Origin of the sequence: Marinobacterium ramblicola (assembly GCF_019084545.1) — a bacterium.
Classification (GTDB): domain Bacteria; phylum Pseudomonadota; class Gammaproteobacteria; order Pseudomonadales; family Balneatricaceae; genus Marinobacterium_D; species Marinobacterium_D ramblicola.
Genome location: NZ_JAHREP010000013.1, coordinates 69928 through 86765, shown reverse-complemented (window position 1 = coordinate 86765; position 16838 = coordinate 69928). Strand labels below are relative to the sequence as shown.

Annotated in this window: 16 protein-coding genes; 10 read left to right on the top strand and 6 right to left on the bottom strand. The window is 60.8% G+C overall.

The genetic code is table 11. The features are described 5' to 3' along the window. Positions 1-85 precede the first annotated feature (85 nt). The 9 genes from KQ940_RS11670 (at position 86) to KQ940_RS11630 (ending at position 9587) form a co-directional block, all read left to right on the top strand. Positions 86-1039, top strand: coding sequence for an autotransporter domain-containing protein (locus KQ940_RS11670; RefSeq protein WP_217413805.1), 954 nt, complete (start codon positions 86-88; stop codon positions 1037-1039). 101 nt (positions 1040-1140) lie between these two features. Next, positions 1141-2325, top strand: coding sequence for an MFS transporter (locus KQ940_RS11665; RefSeq protein ID WP_217413804.1), 1185 nt, complete (start codon positions 1141-1143; stop codon positions 2323-2325). 36 nt (positions 2326-2361) lie between these two features. Then, positions 2362-3849 (top strand): carotenoid oxygenase family protein, encoded by a 1488-nt coding sequence (locus tag KQ940_RS11660; RefSeq protein WP_217413803.1) that lies wholly within the window; start codon positions 2362-2364, stop codon positions 3847-3849. 97 nt (positions 3850-3946) lie between these two features. Then, complete coding sequence (locus KQ940_RS11655) at positions 3947-5020, top strand: aromatic ring-hydroxylating dioxygenase subunit alpha (protein WP_217413802.1); 1074 nt, start codon at positions 3947-3949, stop codon at positions 5018-5020. Beyond that, positions 5017-6006, top strand: a complete 990-nt coding sequence (locus tag KQ940_RS11650) for a PDR/VanB family oxidoreductase (RefSeq protein ID WP_343222650.1) — start codon at positions 5017-5019, stop codon at positions 6004-6006. The genes KQ940_RS11655 and KQ940_RS11650 overlap by 4 nt, the downstream gene beginning before the upstream one ends. A gap of 119 nt (positions 6007-6125) precedes the next feature. Beyond that, the gene (locus KQ940_RS11645) at positions 6126-6785 is read left to right on the top strand and encodes a glutathione S-transferase family protein (RefSeq protein ID WP_217413801.1); all 660 of its coding nucleotides are present in this window, start codon (positions 6126-6128) and stop codon (positions 6783-6785) included. A gap of 79 nt (positions 6786-6864) precedes the next feature. Then, the gene (locus tag KQ940_RS11640) at positions 6865-7305 is read left to right on the top strand and encodes a GlcG/HbpS family heme-binding protein (protein ID WP_217413800.1); all 441 of its coding nucleotides are present in this window, start codon (positions 6865-6867) and stop codon (positions 7303-7305) included. 44 nt (positions 7306-7349) lie between these two features. Next, the gene (locus KQ940_RS11635; RefSeq protein WP_217413799.1) at positions 7350-8096 is read left to right on the top strand and encodes an EthD domain-containing protein; all 747 of its coding nucleotides are present in this window, start codon (positions 7350-7352) and stop codon (positions 8094-8096) included. A gap of 45 nt (positions 8097-8141) precedes the next feature. After that, the gene (locus KQ940_RS11630) at positions 8142-9587 is read left to right on the top strand and encodes an aldehyde dehydrogenase (protein ID WP_217413798.1); all 1446 of its coding nucleotides are present in this window, start codon (positions 8142-8144) and stop codon (positions 9585-9587) included. Between the two features lie 152 nt (positions 9588-9739). On the opposite strand, the gene KQ940_RS11625 is transcribed toward KQ940_RS11630, so the two are convergent. From KQ940_RS11625 to KQ940_RS11600, 6 genes are read right to left on the bottom strand one after another with little or no spacing between them, the layout of a single operon-like run. Further along, positions 9740-10729 carry a TRAP transporter substrate-binding protein gene (locus KQ940_RS11625; RefSeq protein WP_217413797.1) on the bottom strand — a complete coding sequence of 330 codons (990 nt, stop codon included), beginning with the start codon at positions 10727-10729 and terminating at the stop codon, positions 9740-9742. Between the two features lie 49 nt (positions 10730-10778). Continuing rightward, positions 10779-11405, bottom strand: a complete 627-nt coding sequence (locus KQ940_RS11620; RefSeq protein WP_217413796.1) for a glutathione S-transferase family protein — start codon at positions 11403-11405, stop codon at positions 10779-10781. A gap of 13 nt (positions 11406-11418) precedes the next feature. After that, entirely contained in the window at positions 11419-12957 is a 1539-nt protein-coding gene (locus KQ940_RS11615; RefSeq protein ID WP_217413795.1) for a bifunctional 3-(3-hydroxy-phenyl)propionate/3-hydroxycinnamic acid hydroxylase, read from the bottom strand. Positions 12958-12960: 3 nt separating this feature from the next. Continuing rightward, on the bottom strand, positions 12961-13827 hold the full coding sequence (locus KQ940_RS11610; RefSeq protein WP_217413794.1) for a fumarylacetoacetate hydrolase family protein: 867 nt from the start codon (positions 13825-13827) through the stop codon (positions 12961-12963). Then, entirely contained in the window at positions 13827-14738 is a 912-nt protein-coding gene (locus tag KQ940_RS11605; protein WP_217413793.1) for a VOC family protein, read from the bottom strand. The genes KQ940_RS11610 and KQ940_RS11605 overlap by 1 nt, the downstream gene beginning before the upstream one ends. A 3-nt stretch (positions 14739-14741) precedes the next feature. Next, a complete protein-coding gene (locus tag KQ940_RS11600; RefSeq protein ID WP_246590017.1) occupies positions 14742-15782 on the bottom strand; it encodes an amidohydrolase family protein in 1041 nt (346 codons plus the stop codon). Between the two features lie 341 nt (positions 15783-16123). Here KQ940_RS11600 and KQ940_RS11595 point away from each other — a divergent pair, with 341 nt between their 5' ends. Continuing rightward, a complete protein-coding gene (locus tag KQ940_RS11595) occupies positions 16124-16834 on the top strand; it encodes a GntR family transcriptional regulator (RefSeq protein WP_217413791.1) in 711 nt (236 codons plus the stop codon). Positions 16835-16838: the final 4 nt, after the last annotated feature.

The window sequence follows — 16838 nt, the reverse complement described above, 5'->3', positions numbered from 1 at the left end:
TGCGGCCGCTCAGGTAAGTTCTCCACAAGTACCCCAACTGCCGCCGGCGATTCAGGCAAAGATGAATCTGGGTCAGGCGGGCCTATTGCGATCATTTTTCGAGAACGATCAATTTGGCTCGGTGCAATGGCGGATCGGCCAGGGACGTACCACGGTCGGTAAGGCAACCTCTCCGGGCGCTCCAACGACCGGCTATACCGACGAATCGTCTGACCTGATCGTTCCACTCAGCTTTATGTACACCTTGCCGGACGGACAGTCGGATCTGCTGTTCAGTCTGCGCGGGACATTCGCTAATGGCGACGACAACCAGGTCGAGCTTGATGGCGATATCCTGCGATTCGATCTCCAGTATCTGCGTTACCCCAACGCCAACACGATGCTGGGTGTAGGTGCATTCGTAGAGAAGACCGATCTCGATATCGTAGATGCGGGTTCCATAGACCATGACGGAGGCGGGATTCGCGTCGACCTGCTGAACAAGTTCAGCGAGCGTTGGGGGGTTGCCGCACGCGCCGAATACTCCTGGGGCGATACCACCACTCAGGTTGCGGTGGGGCCGGGGCTTAAGCTTCGCCATGCCCAGGGCGATGACCGTTTCTATACCCAGGCCGAAGTGATCGGGACATTCCACCACCAGGATCTTGGGGTGGCGCCGGAGGGTTGGGCGCTACACCCGATTCTCGGCATGCAGTACCAACGCAACTTTATTGAGGAAACCGCCGACAGCTTTGGTGAGGTCTCATCCGGTGTCGTCGGCGATACCGAGGATTACGGAACGCTCTGGGGGCATCTGCGCCTTGAAAAAGAGGCGCGACCCGGCAGCGCTTCGCCGAACCTCCTGTTCGGAATCGAGCATGAATATGTCAATGATCTCGACCTCTTCGTGGATGAACCCACCTATGCCGTGCTCGGTGCCGGCGTCTCGATGACGCTGGAGAAGGGCAGCCGCTTAGAGCTCTCCTACACACGGCACCAAGGTCTGCAAGACAACCGCTCGAACCAGGCTCTGGCTGCGATCATGAGTTGGAATTTCTAGGGACGACGTGCCGCCGGGGCAGGGTGTGCCGGCATGACGTCGCCACCTGCGTCGGCGCTCCCGCGCACTCTCGATTAGAACAATAATTATCAGGAGGTAGCATGACAACGCTTAATAGCTTGAGTGGCAAGGCCGCTCTGAGTGTCGGCCATATGGCCGGGATGATCGACCTGGCGGCGCTGCCGCTGTGGATCGGGGTGTTGATGCAGCATTATGGGCTGCAACCGACCCAGGCGGGCTTGACCGTTACCCTTTTCCTCGCGGCCGTAGTCGTTGCCAGCATGGTGCTGGCGCCGAGATTCAACCGTCTGCATCATCGCTTCATCGCGGCCGGCGGCTTCGCCGTTGCGACGCTCTGCTTTTTTGTCATATCGCGACAGGCAGTGTCCGCGGACAGTTTTCAGAGTTTCCTGATCCTGAACGCTGTTGCCGGGTTTGGCGCGGGCTCGGCACTGTCGGTCACCCATGGCTGTATCGGACGCACCGCCAATCCTCACCGTCTGTTCGGTACCGTCAATATCGCCATGGGGGCGTTGGCCATTGCCATGTACGCGACGCTGCCCGACATGATCGGAAAAATCGGTGGGCAGACCCTGTTCCAGGCCTTTGCCATCGTCATGGGCTTCGGTGCCGTGGTGTCACTGCTGTTCTTTCCGCAGGTTGACGATAAGGCCGGCTCAGCCGATGGCGACGCCGAGCGTCGGCGTGAGCCGGTTCCGCGTGCGGCGTGGATGATCAACGGCGTTGTCGTTTGCCTGACGCTGAGCCAGGCGACCATTTTCTCCTACGTGGAGCGGATCGGCGCGGCGCGTGAGTTTGGCGAACACCGGATTCAGATGATTCTGATACTCATGGGGTTCATCAACCTGGTGCCCGGCGCGCTCGCGGCTCTGCTGCAAAAGCGCCTGTCACCGATCGCGGTCGGCATCGGCGGTCCGCTGCTTCAGGCGGTATTTGCGCTGACGCTGACCAGCGCCGTTGACTTCCCGTTTTACGCCGTGCCCACGGCGCTTTACGTCACGCTGGTTATCTTCACGCACACCTTCCTGTTTGGTCTGCTGTCGAAGGTCGACCCCTCGGGACGCGCGGTCGCGGCTACCCCGGCGATGATGATGATCGGCTCCTGCATAGGTCCACTGCTCGGTGGCGCCATTGTCTCGGGGGTCGGATATCACGGTCTCGGTTGGGCCGTTGCCGTTATCGCCGGCATAGCGGTCAGCCTGATGCTGTGGGTACGGCGGGACCTTTCCAAAAGCAGTGATACGCCGGTGTTGGCCGGCGCCTGAAGCCAACACTCTCTCAACATGTCCATGGAGGCAACAATGAACGACCAGGTAAAACCGCCCGCAGGGCTGCGATTCCCGAATGATGTCGTGTTCAACGGTTATGCCGCGCCCGTGCGCATCGAAGGTCATGTACATGACCTGGAGGTTATCGGCACCATCCCGCCTGAGCTGGATGGCGTCTACTTCCGCAACAGCGCCGACCACGCCTATCCGCCCCTGCACGGCAAGGATATCTTCCTGAATGGCGACGGTATGGTGCACAAGGTCAGCATTCGGAACGGCCATGCCGATCTGACTACGCGCTTTGTCCGCACCCGCAAGTTGGAGCTGGAGCGGGAGGCGCGCCGGGCGCTGTTCGGTGCCTACCGGAACCCGTTCACCGACTCTGCCGAGGTGGTCGGCGAGGACGCCAATACCGCCAATACCGCAGTGATGTGGCACCACGGCAAGCTCTATGCGCTGAAGGAGTCCGGTCGCCCCTACGAGCTGGACCCCGAAGATCTGTCGACGCTGGGGGAGAGCGATTTCGGCGGGCAACTGAAAAGCAAGACCTTCACGGCGCATCCGAAATTCGACCCGTTGACCGGTGAATGCATCGCTTTTGCCTACAATTGCGAGGGTATCGCCAGCGACGAGATCGAGATCTACACCATCGACAAGGCGGGGCAGTTCACGAGTACAGAGCGGTTCAAGGCGCCCTACTGCTCGATGGTTCATGACTTCCTGGTTTCGCGCAACTACATCGCCTTCGTCATCTGTCCGATGATCTGCGACTGGGAACGCGTGCAGAAGGGTGAAGACTACTGGCACTGGGACAGCAGTAAAAAGACCTATGTCGCCGTGATCCCGCGTGACCGGGGCGTGTCCGGTATCCGCTGGTTCACCGCGCCCAAGGTGGCGATGCAGACCCACAGTTTCAACGCCTGGGAAGAGGGCGGCAAGCTCGTGCTGGATCATTTCGTCAACGATTCCGGCTGGCTCAGCCAGTTCCCCGATCTCCATAATCCGAATGCACAGGAGTTGCCGCCCTTTGGCGAGCGCTGGACGGTCGATCTGGAGAGCGAAAGCGACCGGGTCGATATTCAGCGATTCATCAACCATATCGGCGAGATGCCGGTGGTCGATCCGCGTTTCGCGATGCAGAGAACCCGCCACTACTGGTTCGGGACCAGCAACCCGGAATTGGGACCGATGCTCGAGCATGGACCCAAGGGACCTCCATTCACCTGCCTGGGACATTTCGACGAGCAGACCGGCGAGATCGACCTCTACTATGCGGGACCGGATTCTTCGCCCGAAGAGCCCTGCTTCGTGCCGCGCAGCCCGGATGCGGAGGAGGGCGATGGCTTCCTGATGACGATGGTCGGCAGACGGGCGGAAAACCGTACCGATCTGGTGATTCTCGATGCGCGCAACCTCAAGCAGGGGCCGCTGGCGGTGATCAAGTTCCCATGCCGTGTTCACGAAGGCTTCCATGGTATCTGGGTGCGCTCATCCTCACTCGGTGCAGAAGGTAAGGCCTGACATTAGTTGGACCGCACCCGCGGGTGCGGTCCTGCTGACAGCCGTGCTGCAGAGCACCCGTGAAGCGTCAAGAGTGAACGGTTAAAGAGGTCACATAATGCAGAATAAAAAGATCGGCTACCTGCGCAACTGCTGGTACGTCGCCGCATGGGATGAGGAAGTTAAGCCAGGAGAGCTGCTGCCCCGCACATTTCTGGGCGAAGCGGTTGTCCTCTTCCGGGACAGCAGCGGTCGCGCCAAAGCGCTGGCCGACCGCTGCCCACACCGGTTTGCGCCCCTGCATAAGGGGCAGGTACACGGCGACACTGTACAGTGTCCCTACCATGGGTTGAGGTTTGACGGCAGTGGCCGCTGCACACTCAATCCACACGGTAATGGCACTATCCCGAAAGCGGCGAAAGTCAGCGCGTACCCCGTTGTCGAACGCTACAGCCTGTTGTGGATCTGGATGGGCGATGAGGACAGGGCGGATGAAGGTCTTATTCCGCGCTTCGAGCGGATGGCACCCGACGAGTGGTTTGTCGGCAAGGATTATCTTCACGTGCTGTCCCACTACCAGCTCGACGTGGACAACATCATGGACCTCAGCCACATCGACTACCTGCACGCTGGAACGCTGGGCAGCCCGGGTTCCGAGAGCGCCGAAACGGACGTTCAGCAGGAGGGCAATACGGTCTATTCGTTGCGGCTGGTACGCAACGAGCGCCTGTCGCCGGAACTGGAGAAGCGCAACGGCGTGGAACCCGGTTCGCGGTTCGATCGCTGGCTCGATGTGCGGTGGGAGCCCCCCGGCGTCATGGAGCTGATCGTCGGCAGAGCGCCGACCGGCAGCCCCGAACCCCGTAACGTTGGCAACTCCATGTATTTCTTCCACCTGTTCACGCCGGAAACCGAAACGACCACGCACTACTGGTTCGCCGTGAGCAAACACAGATCCGGCGGTGAGGCGGCGAAAGATACGGTGATCGCGGATATCCAGTTTCTGAAAAAGCCGTTCGAGACAGAGGACCTGCCCATGCTTGAGGCGCAACAGCGCACCATGGGGAGCGGCGCCGATTTCTGGGAACTGAAGCCGGTGCTGTTGTCGGTGGACGGTCCGGGGGTGCGTGCCCGGCGGGTTCTCGATGCGCTGATCAAGGCCGAGCAAATGGCGGCGGAGGTTGGCCAGTGAATGTGCCTGTCCTGGCTGAAACGACGACACCGAAATGGTTGCGGGTACAGGTGTCCGCAAAGCACTTGGAGGCGACCGGCGTTTACAGCTACGAGTTAACGTCTCCCCATGGGGAGCGCCTGCCGGCGTTTTCGCCGGGCGCACATATCGACGTCGAGATTGGCGCTGGCGTTGTCCGGCAGTACTCGCTCTGTAATCCGCCGGCCGATGATCATCGCTATGTGATCGCCGTGCTGCTCGATCCCAAGAGCCGCGGCGGCTCGGTTGCCATGCATCAGCACGTTCAACCGGGTGACTTTATTCGCATCAGCGAACCGAAAAACCTGTTTCCGTTGACGCCAGAGGTACCTCAGAGCCTGCTTTTCGCCGGTGGCATCGGCATCACGCCGATCCTGTGCATGGCTGAGCATCTGGCAGAAAACGGACAGCGTTTCGAGCTGCACTACTGCACACGCAGCCCCGACCGGACGGCGTTTGCGGATCGCATTCGCCAGTCGGGCTTTGCCGACCGGGTGCAGATTCATTTCGACGATGGCGATGAGCGGCAACGCTTGCAGCCAGAGGCCATTCTTGAACGGGCCGACGGGGATGCACACCTCTACGTTTGTGGGCCGTCGGGTTTTATCGATCTCATTATCGATACCGCCGTCAGGGCCGACTGGCCGGAGCAGCGGATCCACCGCGAGTTCTTCAGAGCCGCCGTGCTGCCTGCGGACGGCGGTACGTTCGACATCCAAATCGGCAGTAGCGGCGACCTGATCGCTATTCCCGCGGACCAGTCAATCGTTTCGGTGTTGGCGGAAAAGGGCATCGAGATCCCGGTCTCGTGCGAACAGGGGATCTGTGGAACCTGTCTGACCGGTGTTCTTGAAGGGGAGCCGGATCACCGCGACAGCTTTCTGACCACCGCTGAACGCGAAAGGAATGACCGGATGCTGTTGTGCTGCTCAAGGGCCAGGAGCGCCAGACTGGTTCTGGACCTGTGAGCTGAGCGGAAACGCCCGCTCTTCGTACGTTAGTGACGACCGGCTGTCGCGCCTCGGCTTTCCAGGGAAGGTATTGATGAGGTCACGGCAACGAACAAAAAACAGATTGGGAGCAGAAGATGAATAAACTTTATGGTTCGCTGTATTCGCGTGCACATCGAACGGCTTGGATGCTGAAGGAGTTAGGCGTCGAGTTCGAGCATGAGCCGGTCAACTTCATGGATGGAAGCACGCATACACCTGAGTTTCTCAAGATCAATCCAAACGGGCGCGTACCGGCATATGAGTCCGACGGCCTCTGCCTGTTTGAATCCCTGGCGATCAATCTATACCTGGCGCGCAAGCATGACAGTCCGCTTTCTCCGGCTAATATTGAGGAGGATGCGCTGATGACTCAATGGACGCACTGGGTCATCACCGAAATCGAGAAACCGCTGCTGCTTGCCGCAGCAAACCTGATCCTGTTCGATGAGGATAAGCGCAGCCCGGCGGAGCTCAAGATTGCCCTCAAAAAACTGGCTCGTCCCTTGGGTGTGCTCAACCAGCACCTGTCTGACCGGCGCTATCTGGTAGCAGAGCGATTCACCGTCGCCGATCTGAACGTGTCCGCGGTGATGACACTGGCGCGGCTTGCTGCGCTGGATATGTCGGCATGGCCCAACGTCGACCGTTGGCTGGAGGCGTGTCTTGAGCGTCCGGCTGCCGCGGACTGGAAGGTGATCAGCTTCAAGATTCCGCGTCCGGAAACGGATCTGGGGGTGCTGGCGATGTTCGTTTGACGCGGGAGGTCTCGGCAAAACGTCTATAACCGCTGTGTCAGGCAAGCAAACATACAGGTTCATAAATGGAGATATCAGCATGAGTATGCTCTTACTAACCCAGGCATCGGCAATCGTCGATGCGGCCCTGGCGGAGGGTCGGGCGCATAATCTTGCGCCGCTCGTGGTCGCCGTTCTCGACGCCGGGGGCCATCTTGTCGCCTATAAAAGGGAGGATGGCGCCGGCATCCTGCGGTTCGACATCGCCTTCGGCAAGGCCTGGGGGTCGCTCGGCATGGGTTTCGGCTCGCGGGAGCTCGCCGCGCGCGCGAGCAAGCTGCCGACCTTTTTTTCGATGCTTGCCACTACGAGCGGCGGGCGCCTCGTCGCGTCGCCAGGCGGTGTCCTTATCCGGGACGATTCCGGTGAGGTGGTCGGCGCGGTCGGGATCTCCGGCGATCTGGGGGATAACGACGAACTCTGCGCCATCGCCGGCATTGAGGCGGCGGGGTTCCACGCGGATAGCCTGCCCGAATCATGAGATGTCACTTTGAAACATTGAATTTTGCCAGACAGGAGCTGTAAATGATCAAAATGATAGCCGCCGTATGCCGACGTCCCGGCATGACGCACGCCGAGTATGTCAGCTACCTCCAGCATGTTCACGGCGCGATTACGCTCGACAACCCGCTGACCCTGCGCAGTTACCTGCAGAACCACGCCTTCGACGCCGCGTTCGGAACCGCTTCCGAGCCCTCGCATTCGATGGTGGTTGCGCGCGACTCTGTCACCGAACTGTGCTGGGACAGCGCGGAGGATATGCGGGCAACCTTTTCAAGCGAGTATGTTCGCACCAGGGTCGGCCCGGATGGCCGCAACTTCAGCGACGAGAGCGTTGCGCTGAGCCTGGTCGCTGAAGAGTTCGAACAGCCGGTGGCGCAGCCTGCCGTCGGTGGCGGCGCGAAAGTGATGCACTTCCTGCGGGCCGCCGAAGGGCTCGACCTGGAGGCGTTTTTCACCCGCTGGGCCCAGGCGCACGAGATGGCGCTGGCTGCGCCCGAGGTGACGGGAAGCTTGCGCCGTTGTGTGCACAACCGGCAACGTCCTGAGTTCAACAAAATGCTCGCCTATTTCGGCGGCAAGGATGTACCGATCTATGAAGGCGTCGCCAGCCTCTGGTACGACAATGCCTCGGTCATCGGTGCCTTCCGTGCCTACGAACGGGCGCTGCTTGAGATCAACGCCGAGGCAGACACCGCCTTCTACCGACCCGAGCAATCCTACTTCATCTATGCCACCGAAGTGCCGATCTATTCGCGCGATAACGACTGAGGATCCAAACTGGAGGCGGTTTCAGTTTTCTAAGAGGAGATAACGATGCATATCAACCTGATTGTCGACGGAGAAGCCAGGCAAGCGGCGCGGGGCCGCACCTATGACCGTCTTGACCCGGTGACGGGCGAGGTGGCGACAACCGCCGCCGCTGCGGAGCTGGAGGATGTCGATGACGCCGTCGCGTCCGCCGCCCGCGCCTTCGAAACCTGGTCGAAGACCGGCCCCGGTGAGCGGCGCGCGCTGTTGATGAAGGCCGCCGACATCATGGAGTCGAAGGCCGGGGAGTTTACCGCCGCGATGATCGCCGAGACCGGCGCTACAGCCGGCTGGGCCGGGTTCAACGTGATGCTGGCCGCGGGCGTGATCCGTGAGGCGGCGGCCATGACCACACAGATCGGTGGCGAGGTGATCCCGTCCAACAAGCCGAATACGCTTGCCATGGGCGTTTACAAACCCAAGGGTGTCTGCCTTGGTATCGCGCCGTGGAATGCGCCGGTGATCCTCGGCACCCGTGCCGTGGCGATGCCGATCGCCTGTGGCAATACGGTGGTGCTGAAGGCTTCGGAGATGTGCCCGGCCACCCACCGGCTGATCGGCCAGTGCCTGGTCGACGCGGGGCTGCCCAAGGGCGTGCTTAATGTCATCACCAATGCGCCGGAGGATGCCGCGGCGATCGTGGAGCGGCTGGTCGCTCATCCGCAGGTGCGCCACGTCAACTTTACCGGCTCTTCGCAGGTCGGCAGGATTATCGGCCGACTGGCCGGCGAGCATCTGAAACCGGCACTGCTCGAGCTTGGTGGCAAGGCGCCGTTGATCGTGCTCGACGACGCCGATATCGATGGCGCGGTCAATGCTGCGATCTTCGGCGCGTTCATGAACCAGGGCCAGATCTGCATGTCGACGGAGCGCCTTATCGTCGATGAGAAGGTTGCCGACGAGTTCGTCGAAAAGCTGGCCGCCCGTGCCGCGGCCCTTCCCGCCGGCAATCCGCGCGAACAGGTGGTGCTCGGTTCTCTGATCACCTTCCAGGCGGCAGAGAAGATGGAGCGGATCATGGCGGATGCCACCTCCAAGGGGGCGCGGATCCTGGCCGGCGGCAAGCGCGATGGCGCCATTGTTCAGGCTACCCTGGTCGACCACGTCAAACCCGGCATGACGATCTATGAGGAGGAATCCTTCGGTCCGGTGAAACCGGTGATCCGCGTGAGCGGGGAGGAGGAGGCGATCCGCGTGGCCAACGATACCGAGTACGGTTTGTCGGCCGCGGTGTTCAGCCGCGACCTGCAGCGCGCCATGCGGGTGGCCGAGCGGATCGAATCGGGTATCTGCCACATCAACGGACCGACGGTGAACGACGAGCCGCAGATGCCTTTCGGCGGAGTCAAGGCATCCGGTTACGGTCGCTTTGGCGGCAAGGCGGCGATTGCCGAATTCACCGATCTGCGCTGGATCACCATCGAAGACCCTCACCAGCACTATCCGTTCTGATTCCATCGGGACTCGATCGACGCGGCACCTGCCCCGCAGTTTGATATGCGGGAAGGGTGCCGGGCCGATCGTCAGCGTTGTTATGAATTTCATACAGGACCCATATCAGAGCGTGAACCGAGTTGCGTAGGCGACTCGGGCTGCTGCAGAGATCAGGGACGGGAAGCGTTTGTCAGTTCGGTGTAGAAGTCACTGGCCGGCAAGCCCGCGGCGTCCATCTTAGCGAGATAAGACTGGATGATCGGCTGGGTCAGGCGGTGCATATCGTCGAGCAACGCGGGACTTGCCGTGGAAATTTTGACGCCCTTGTTCAGCATGTATTGGCGGCCCTGGGCTTCAACCAGGTCGAATTGATGTCCAAGACGTGCCGCCGCTGCCGTCCCCGTGGTGTCATCGATCAACTGGCGCAGCTTCGGCGGCAGGCTCGTGTAGCTGTTGTTGTTCATAGCCAGGAAGAAAGTAGCGGCGTTGATACCCGGTTCGAGCGAGTATTTGGCGACATCGCCCAACTGGAAACTCTGAGCGCCCTCATAGGGGAGGAGAGCACCGTCGATGGTTCCTTTGGCCATCGCGTCGCCGGCTTCCGCCGGTTCTGCCGACACAGGCGTGGCGCCGAAGGCGCGCACTGTTTCACTGCCGGCGTAGCGGATACGCAGCCCCTTGAAGTCGTCGATGCGGGTGATGGCGCGGTTGGTTAGATGAAATTTAAGCGGATCGGTCGCGATCAAATACAGGATCTTGACTCCGGGAAACTCCTTTTTCAGATATTTCGGCGCCAGTTCGGTCAGTCGTTTGGAGGCGGTTTCGCTGTTGGCAACGACAAACGGAAGGTTTGCGACTTCGGTCAGCGGGAAACGTCCCGGCTCTGTACCGGTCAGCCCCAACGAGATGTCGATGACCCCGGTGCGAGCCAGGTCGAACTGCTCGGGGGCCGGGCCAATCTGCCCTAAAGGATAGATCTGCAGCTGCAGCTGGCCGTTGGATTTTGCCTTCAGCTCTTCGGCCCAGCTTTCCAATGTCTTGTTGAACAGGTGATTGACGGGCAGAAAATGGGACACTTTCAAGTGGTAGACATCGTCTGCTGCAAAGCTGGGGATGCTCAGTAAGCAAGCCCCGAAAACAGAGGCGGCGGACAACAGCATTTTTATTGATTTCATAGTATCAACCTTTGTTGGGTTGTGACGGGTGGGGTTACTCGGATGCCAGCGCCCGTTGCCAGGCGGGGATGGCGGCTGTGCGTTGCGCCCAGGCGCGCAGGGCGGGGTAGTCGATCGGGTTGCAGCCGGCCTGCAGGGCGCGCTGCCAGATCCATAGCAGATAGAGATCTGCCAGCGTCCAGCGTGGGCCATCGATCCAGTGGCGTCCGCCGGCCAGGGCTTGCTCTGCCACCTGCAACTGAAGACACAACTCCTCCAGTGCGATGCGCTTCAGCTCGCCATGCAGGCTCCCGTCGGGATGGATGCGGCCGGTCATCCGCAAGCGGTAGATCAGCGGGTGTAGCGTAGTGCCACACCAGGACAGCCAGGCGCAGGCGCGTGCCTGCGCATAGGCGTCGTTATGCGGTAGCAGGCCAGCGTTCGGGTGGTGATGATGCAGGTAGAGCGCGATGGCCAGTGTTTCGGTCAGCACACCCTCAGCGGTGACCAGTGTCGGCACCTTGCCCTTGGGGTTGAGTGTCAGGTAGTCAGCCCTGTTCTGCTCGCCCTGGGCGAGCAGAACAGGGCGGGCGGTGTAGCGGGCACCGGTCTGTTCCAGCGCCGCCAGCGTCACCCGGGAACAGGCGCCTGGCGCATAGTAGAGGGTGTAAGGTACCGACATCAGTTGGCTCCGTTCAGGTCAGCCGATCGAGCAACTCGCGTTGCAACCGGCCCAGGTCATCTACATCCTGTGCGCTGCCGTAGACATAGTTATCCGGTCGCACCAGTGCCGCCCGGGCATTGTGCTGAGCAAACCATTGGGCCACCACCTGATCGGCTTCTTCGTAATCGGGAGTCCCGAGCACGATGCCGGTCAGGTTCAGCACACCGGCCAGATCGGACAGCAGGGGCGCCTCAAAACCACTCGCCATGACCAGACGCCAACCGTTGCCTGCCAGATCATCCAGCCTGATCCTCTGGCCATCGCGCAGCATCCAAGGCTGTGGAAACAGTGTGCCGGCGCCCGGCGTGTGAGTGATCAGCCCGGTCGACAGCGGTGGCAGCACATCCTGACGCGGTGTAGGCTGAATCTTGCCACCCGCTTGGGCCAGCAGTTCCGCATCGCGTTTACGCGCCTTCTCCACGTCGCGTTCGCAGATGACGGCGCCGATCTCCTTGAGCTTTCCGGTCAGTTGACGCACATGCTCCTTGCGCTCGATACCGTAGCTGTCGAGCAGCGCTTGCGCCGCCGGATCCTGAATCTCTCCGATCAGAACAGCGCTGAGTTTCCATGCCAGGTTGGTTACGTCGCGCACGCCCTGGCACATCCCCTGACCGAGGAACGGCGGTTGCTGGTGGGATGCATCGCCGGCGATGAACACCCGGCCGTCACGCCAGCGCTCGGCGACCAGGGCGTGGAAACGGTAACTCGCCTGGCGCCAGAGTTCGGCGTCCTCCGGGGTGATCCAGCGTTCCAGCAGACGCCATGTCCCTTCGGGTGTCGCCACGGTTTTAGGATCTTCACTCTCCTTGAGCGAAATCTCCCAACGGCGGTGATTACCCGGGCCGATAACGAAGGTGGCGGGACGCTCGGGGTCGCAATACTGGACACTGGTGGACGGGAGCTTCGCCAACCCTTTGTCGTTGGCCAGCACATCGACCACCAGCCAGGGCTCGTCGAACGCCAGATCTTCAAGCCTGATACCGACCAGATCGCGCACGGTACTTGATGCGCCGTCGCAGCCGATCACGTAGCGGGCGGAGATGGAACGCGAGGAGCCGTCCTCCGCGGCCAGCTCCAGTGTCACGTCAGCATCCGTCTGGTGCAGGGAGGTCAGAGTCAGCCCGGTTTCGACCGTCACCGTCGGCAGCGCGAGGACCGCCTTGCGCAACACCTCTTCGACCGGTGGCTGGGTGAACACCACCGACGGCACGAACCCCTGGGGATAGGGTTCGGGCAGCATGGTCATGCGGCGGATCAACTGACCATCCACGCCGTAAAAGCAGGAGTCGGTGAAGGGCTCATAATAGGGCTCGACCTGCTCCACCACCCCCAACTGCTGAAAAACTCGCAGAATCTCGTGATCCAACGCGATGGCACGCGGCTTGTCATATACCTCATGGAGCCGGTCACACACATGCACGCGGAACCCGGCCCGACCGAGCAGGCTGGCCGCAACCGCGCCGGAGGGACCGAAACCGACTATTGCAACATCATACTGTTCAGCCCCCATCGCTCATGCCTCCTCGCCGAGAATCGGATTGCGCAGCGTGCCGATCCCCTCGATCTCGATTTCGACCGTATCGCCGTGCTTCATCCAGAGCTGGGGGGTCCGTGCCTGTCCCACACCGGCCGGTGTACCCATCGCGATCACGTCGCCGGGCTCCAGCGTCATGCATTGCGACAGCAGGGCGATGGTCTCAGCCACTGACCAGATCATGTCGGCGGTATCGGCGTTCTGCATCACCTCCCCGTTCAGGCGGCACTGGATGTTCAGTCCCACTGCACCCTGCGGCAGTTCATCGGCTGTGACCAACACCGGTCCGAACCCACCGGTCGCATCGAAGTTCTTGCCGATCGTCCATTGCGGTGTACGTTTCTGATAGTCGCGCACCGACATGTCGTTGAAACAGGTGTACCCGGCCACGTACTGCAGCGCCTCCTCCTGGCTGACATGACGCGGCACCTGACGGCCAATGATCACGCCCAGCTCGGCCTCGTAGTCGAAGCGCTCGGAGATCTTAGGTACGCGCCCCGGCTTGCCATGGGCCACCAGCGAGGTTTTGCCACGGTAGAAGAACCAGGGGTACTCGGGCTTCTCGCGGCCACCCTCTTTGGCGTGGTCGAAGTAGTTGAGTCCGAGGCAGATCACTTTGCCCGGCTCGGGGATCAGCGGGGCAAACTCCAGGCTTGCCAGGGCTATCCGCTCACCGTTGCTGACGAGCGCGGCGTCGGCGGCGGCCAGCAGGTCTACACCCGCTTCCAGTGCGCCTCGAAGACTGGCCGGAACCTGAGGCTGTACCGCGCTCAGGTCAATTACGCTATCGCCATCGACCACGCCCAGGCGTGGCGATCCATCATGCAGGAATGTCGTGAATTTCATTATGCTTGTCCGTTCGGAATGTTGATAAAGAACACGCTCTTCTGAGCATCCTTGAGCGCTGCCGAAGGCGGCTGTGAAATACCCCACTGGTCCAGGCGTCCGGGCGGCCACACCCAATCCTCCGGCGTGCCTGGACGGTAGGTTTCATCGATCTGCTCGACTTCAGCGGTGTACTCGATCACCTCGCCGAATGGGCCGATGAAGTAGTTGAAGGCGTTGTTGCCGGGGCCATGACGCCCCGGTCCCCATTCGATGGGGTGACTGGCATCGCGCATGCGGCCGCCGCCACGCATCACCGAGTCGATATCCGGCATTAGGAAGGCGATGTGATTGAGGGCATCGTTCTCCGCATCGCCCAGCGCAATGGAATGGTGGTCGTTATCGCAATTCATAAACGCCATGATGCGGGTACGGTCCGCGAGCTTGAACTTGAGTGAGGACTCGAAGAAGCGTTGGGACTGTTCCACATTGCGACTGTTCAGTACCACGTGAGCCAGGCGCATCGGCCGGTCGGCAACCTCTTGTGTGTCGGTGTGGCAGCGATCGCCATAGACGACGCGTAAAACGCGGCCACTCGGATCGCAGAAGGTCAGGCCCTGGCCACCACCCGGCTCGTCAATCTGATCTAGCGGCTGCAAGATCCGGCCACCGGCCTCGACCACTGCCTGGCTCACTCGCTCCAGAACGCCCGGATGACGTGCGCGCAGGGTGACGTTGCGAATCGCGAGGCGCTCGGCCTGATGTACCGACAGCAGATGATGATCCGCTCCGGTACCTCTGAAGAAGATGGCGTCATCGGTCCGGGCGACCACCTCCAGGTGCCATACCCGCGTATAAAAGTCTTCGGCGAGCGGCAGGTCGGGCACGTCGAGCGCTACGCTGCGCAACGCCTTGATCCAAGGAGAGCTCATTTGTTAGATCCCTTTCTGATAATTGGAAAGACCCAGAAAATGTGCCGCATTCCCGTACACCAGGTCGGCAGCCACATCGGAGGAGAAAGTACAGGCGAGCACCTGGTCTACGGGTCGCCTCTCGTGAAAATTGAAAGGGTAGTCACTGCCCAGCATGAGCTGGCTCGTACCGAATTTCGTTGTCAGATGGCGCAGTGTGGCGGTATCGAAAACCAAGGTATCGAAAAACAGGCGGCGGGCCAGCTCTGCCGGCGCTACGGCGATCTGGTCACGCAGGGCCGGGAAGGTGTGCCAGCCCTGCTGCAGCCGGGGCAGCAGAGAGGCGAATGTCCCGCCGCCATGACTGAACGCGATACGCAACGCCGGGCAGTCGAGCAACAGGTTGCCGGTAATGACCGACGCGGCAGCCAGGCCCACGTCACTGGGATAGGCCAGCACCTGCTGTAGCTGCGAAGGTCCGACAAGCCTGTCCATCCCGGTCGGTTTCAGTGCATGAACGAACACCGGAACGTCCAGCGCCATGCAGGCGGCGAAGAATGGCCGCAACTGCTTGTCGCCCAACGGGATGCCGTTGATATGACTGCCGATCTCGACGCCGACAAGACCCAACTGCTGCACCGCATATTCAAGTTCGTCGATCGCCGCGCTCACCTCCTGTAGCGGGACCGCGGCAAGTCCGAGCAGAGTTCCACCGCTCTCGGCCACCATCTCGGCGATGGTCTCGTTGAGGTAGCGCAACAGCGGCCTGGCGTGATTGGCATCAAGCCAGTAACTCAGAAGCTCCGGCATCGGCGAAATCACCTGGTGGACCAGCCCCATGCCGGGCAGATCGGCCAGACGCTGAGGCACGCTCCAGCACCTGTCATCGACAGTGCGATACACCTTGCCATCGATCATCACATGGCGGTGACAGTGACCGTCGTGGCACCCCGCCTCTGTGGTCGACGGCCAGCCTGACGGGATGTACCTGTCCACCCAGGCGGGAAAGTGCGCGGGTACGACATGGGCGTGGATGTCGATGCCGAGCAGCGCTGTATGTGTCATCACTGTCCCCGCTCCTGGGCTGGTGAGGCATGTCGATAGGTCGCGGGCAGAGAGCAGTAGAGACAATCCTGTTGTAGGTGGCAGCTGCTATTCATAACGAAGGTTCTTATGGTTATTTCGTAGACAGAATATAAATATACAAACGGATGATAGTGTTCATTTTTATATATAAAAAGATCTATAAGTACACTTTGTATAGATAGGTGCTATTAACGAGATCGCTAGCTGATCTTAGAATGCTGGTTTTTATATATAAAATGATGTCTAGTGTGGGGATTGATATTATTCTGCATAACGACAACGAATAGACTTGGTCTCGATAATCCTGCGAGTAGAATTCCATGGCGCGTACCCCTTCGATCCGCAATGGCTCCGGTAGCTCGACCAGGGCCACCAGCCTGTACGACAAACTGCGTACCGACCTGATCAGCGGTGAGTTGCTGCCCGGCAGTCGATTGGCGATTGAGGCGCTGGCGGCACGCTACTCGGCAAGCGCGACACCCTTGCGCGAAGCGCTGAACAGGCTGGTGTCGGAGGGGCTTGTCGAGAGGCGGGAGCTGAGGGGGTTCGCGGTGGCCCGTATCAGCGAACAGGACCTCGCCGAGATCACCAAGACCCGGTGCTGGTTGGAAGAGCTTGCTTTGCGTGAATCGATCGCCAACCACACCACCGAGTGGGAGGAGGCGGTGGTGCTGGCACATCACCGGCTGAACCGCACGCCAAGGTCACTGACCGACAACCGGTTTGAAGACAACCCCGAATGGGAGCCGCTGCACCGTGCCTTTCACACTGCGCTGATCTCCGGCTGCGATTCGCGTTGGTTGATAGGCTTCTGCGAACAGCTTGCGGATCAACACAACCGCTACCGCACACTGTCGGCGCCCAGAGCCTTCCACAATAAACGCGATGTCAATTCCGAGCACCAGTTGATTATGGAGGCGGCCATCGCCGGCGATGCCGATGAAGCGGCCCGGTTGCTGAGAAGCCATATCGAACGTACGGCCGAGATCGTGAAGAGCAACCCGCTGCTGTTCGAACATCGAGAGGAGTGAAGGG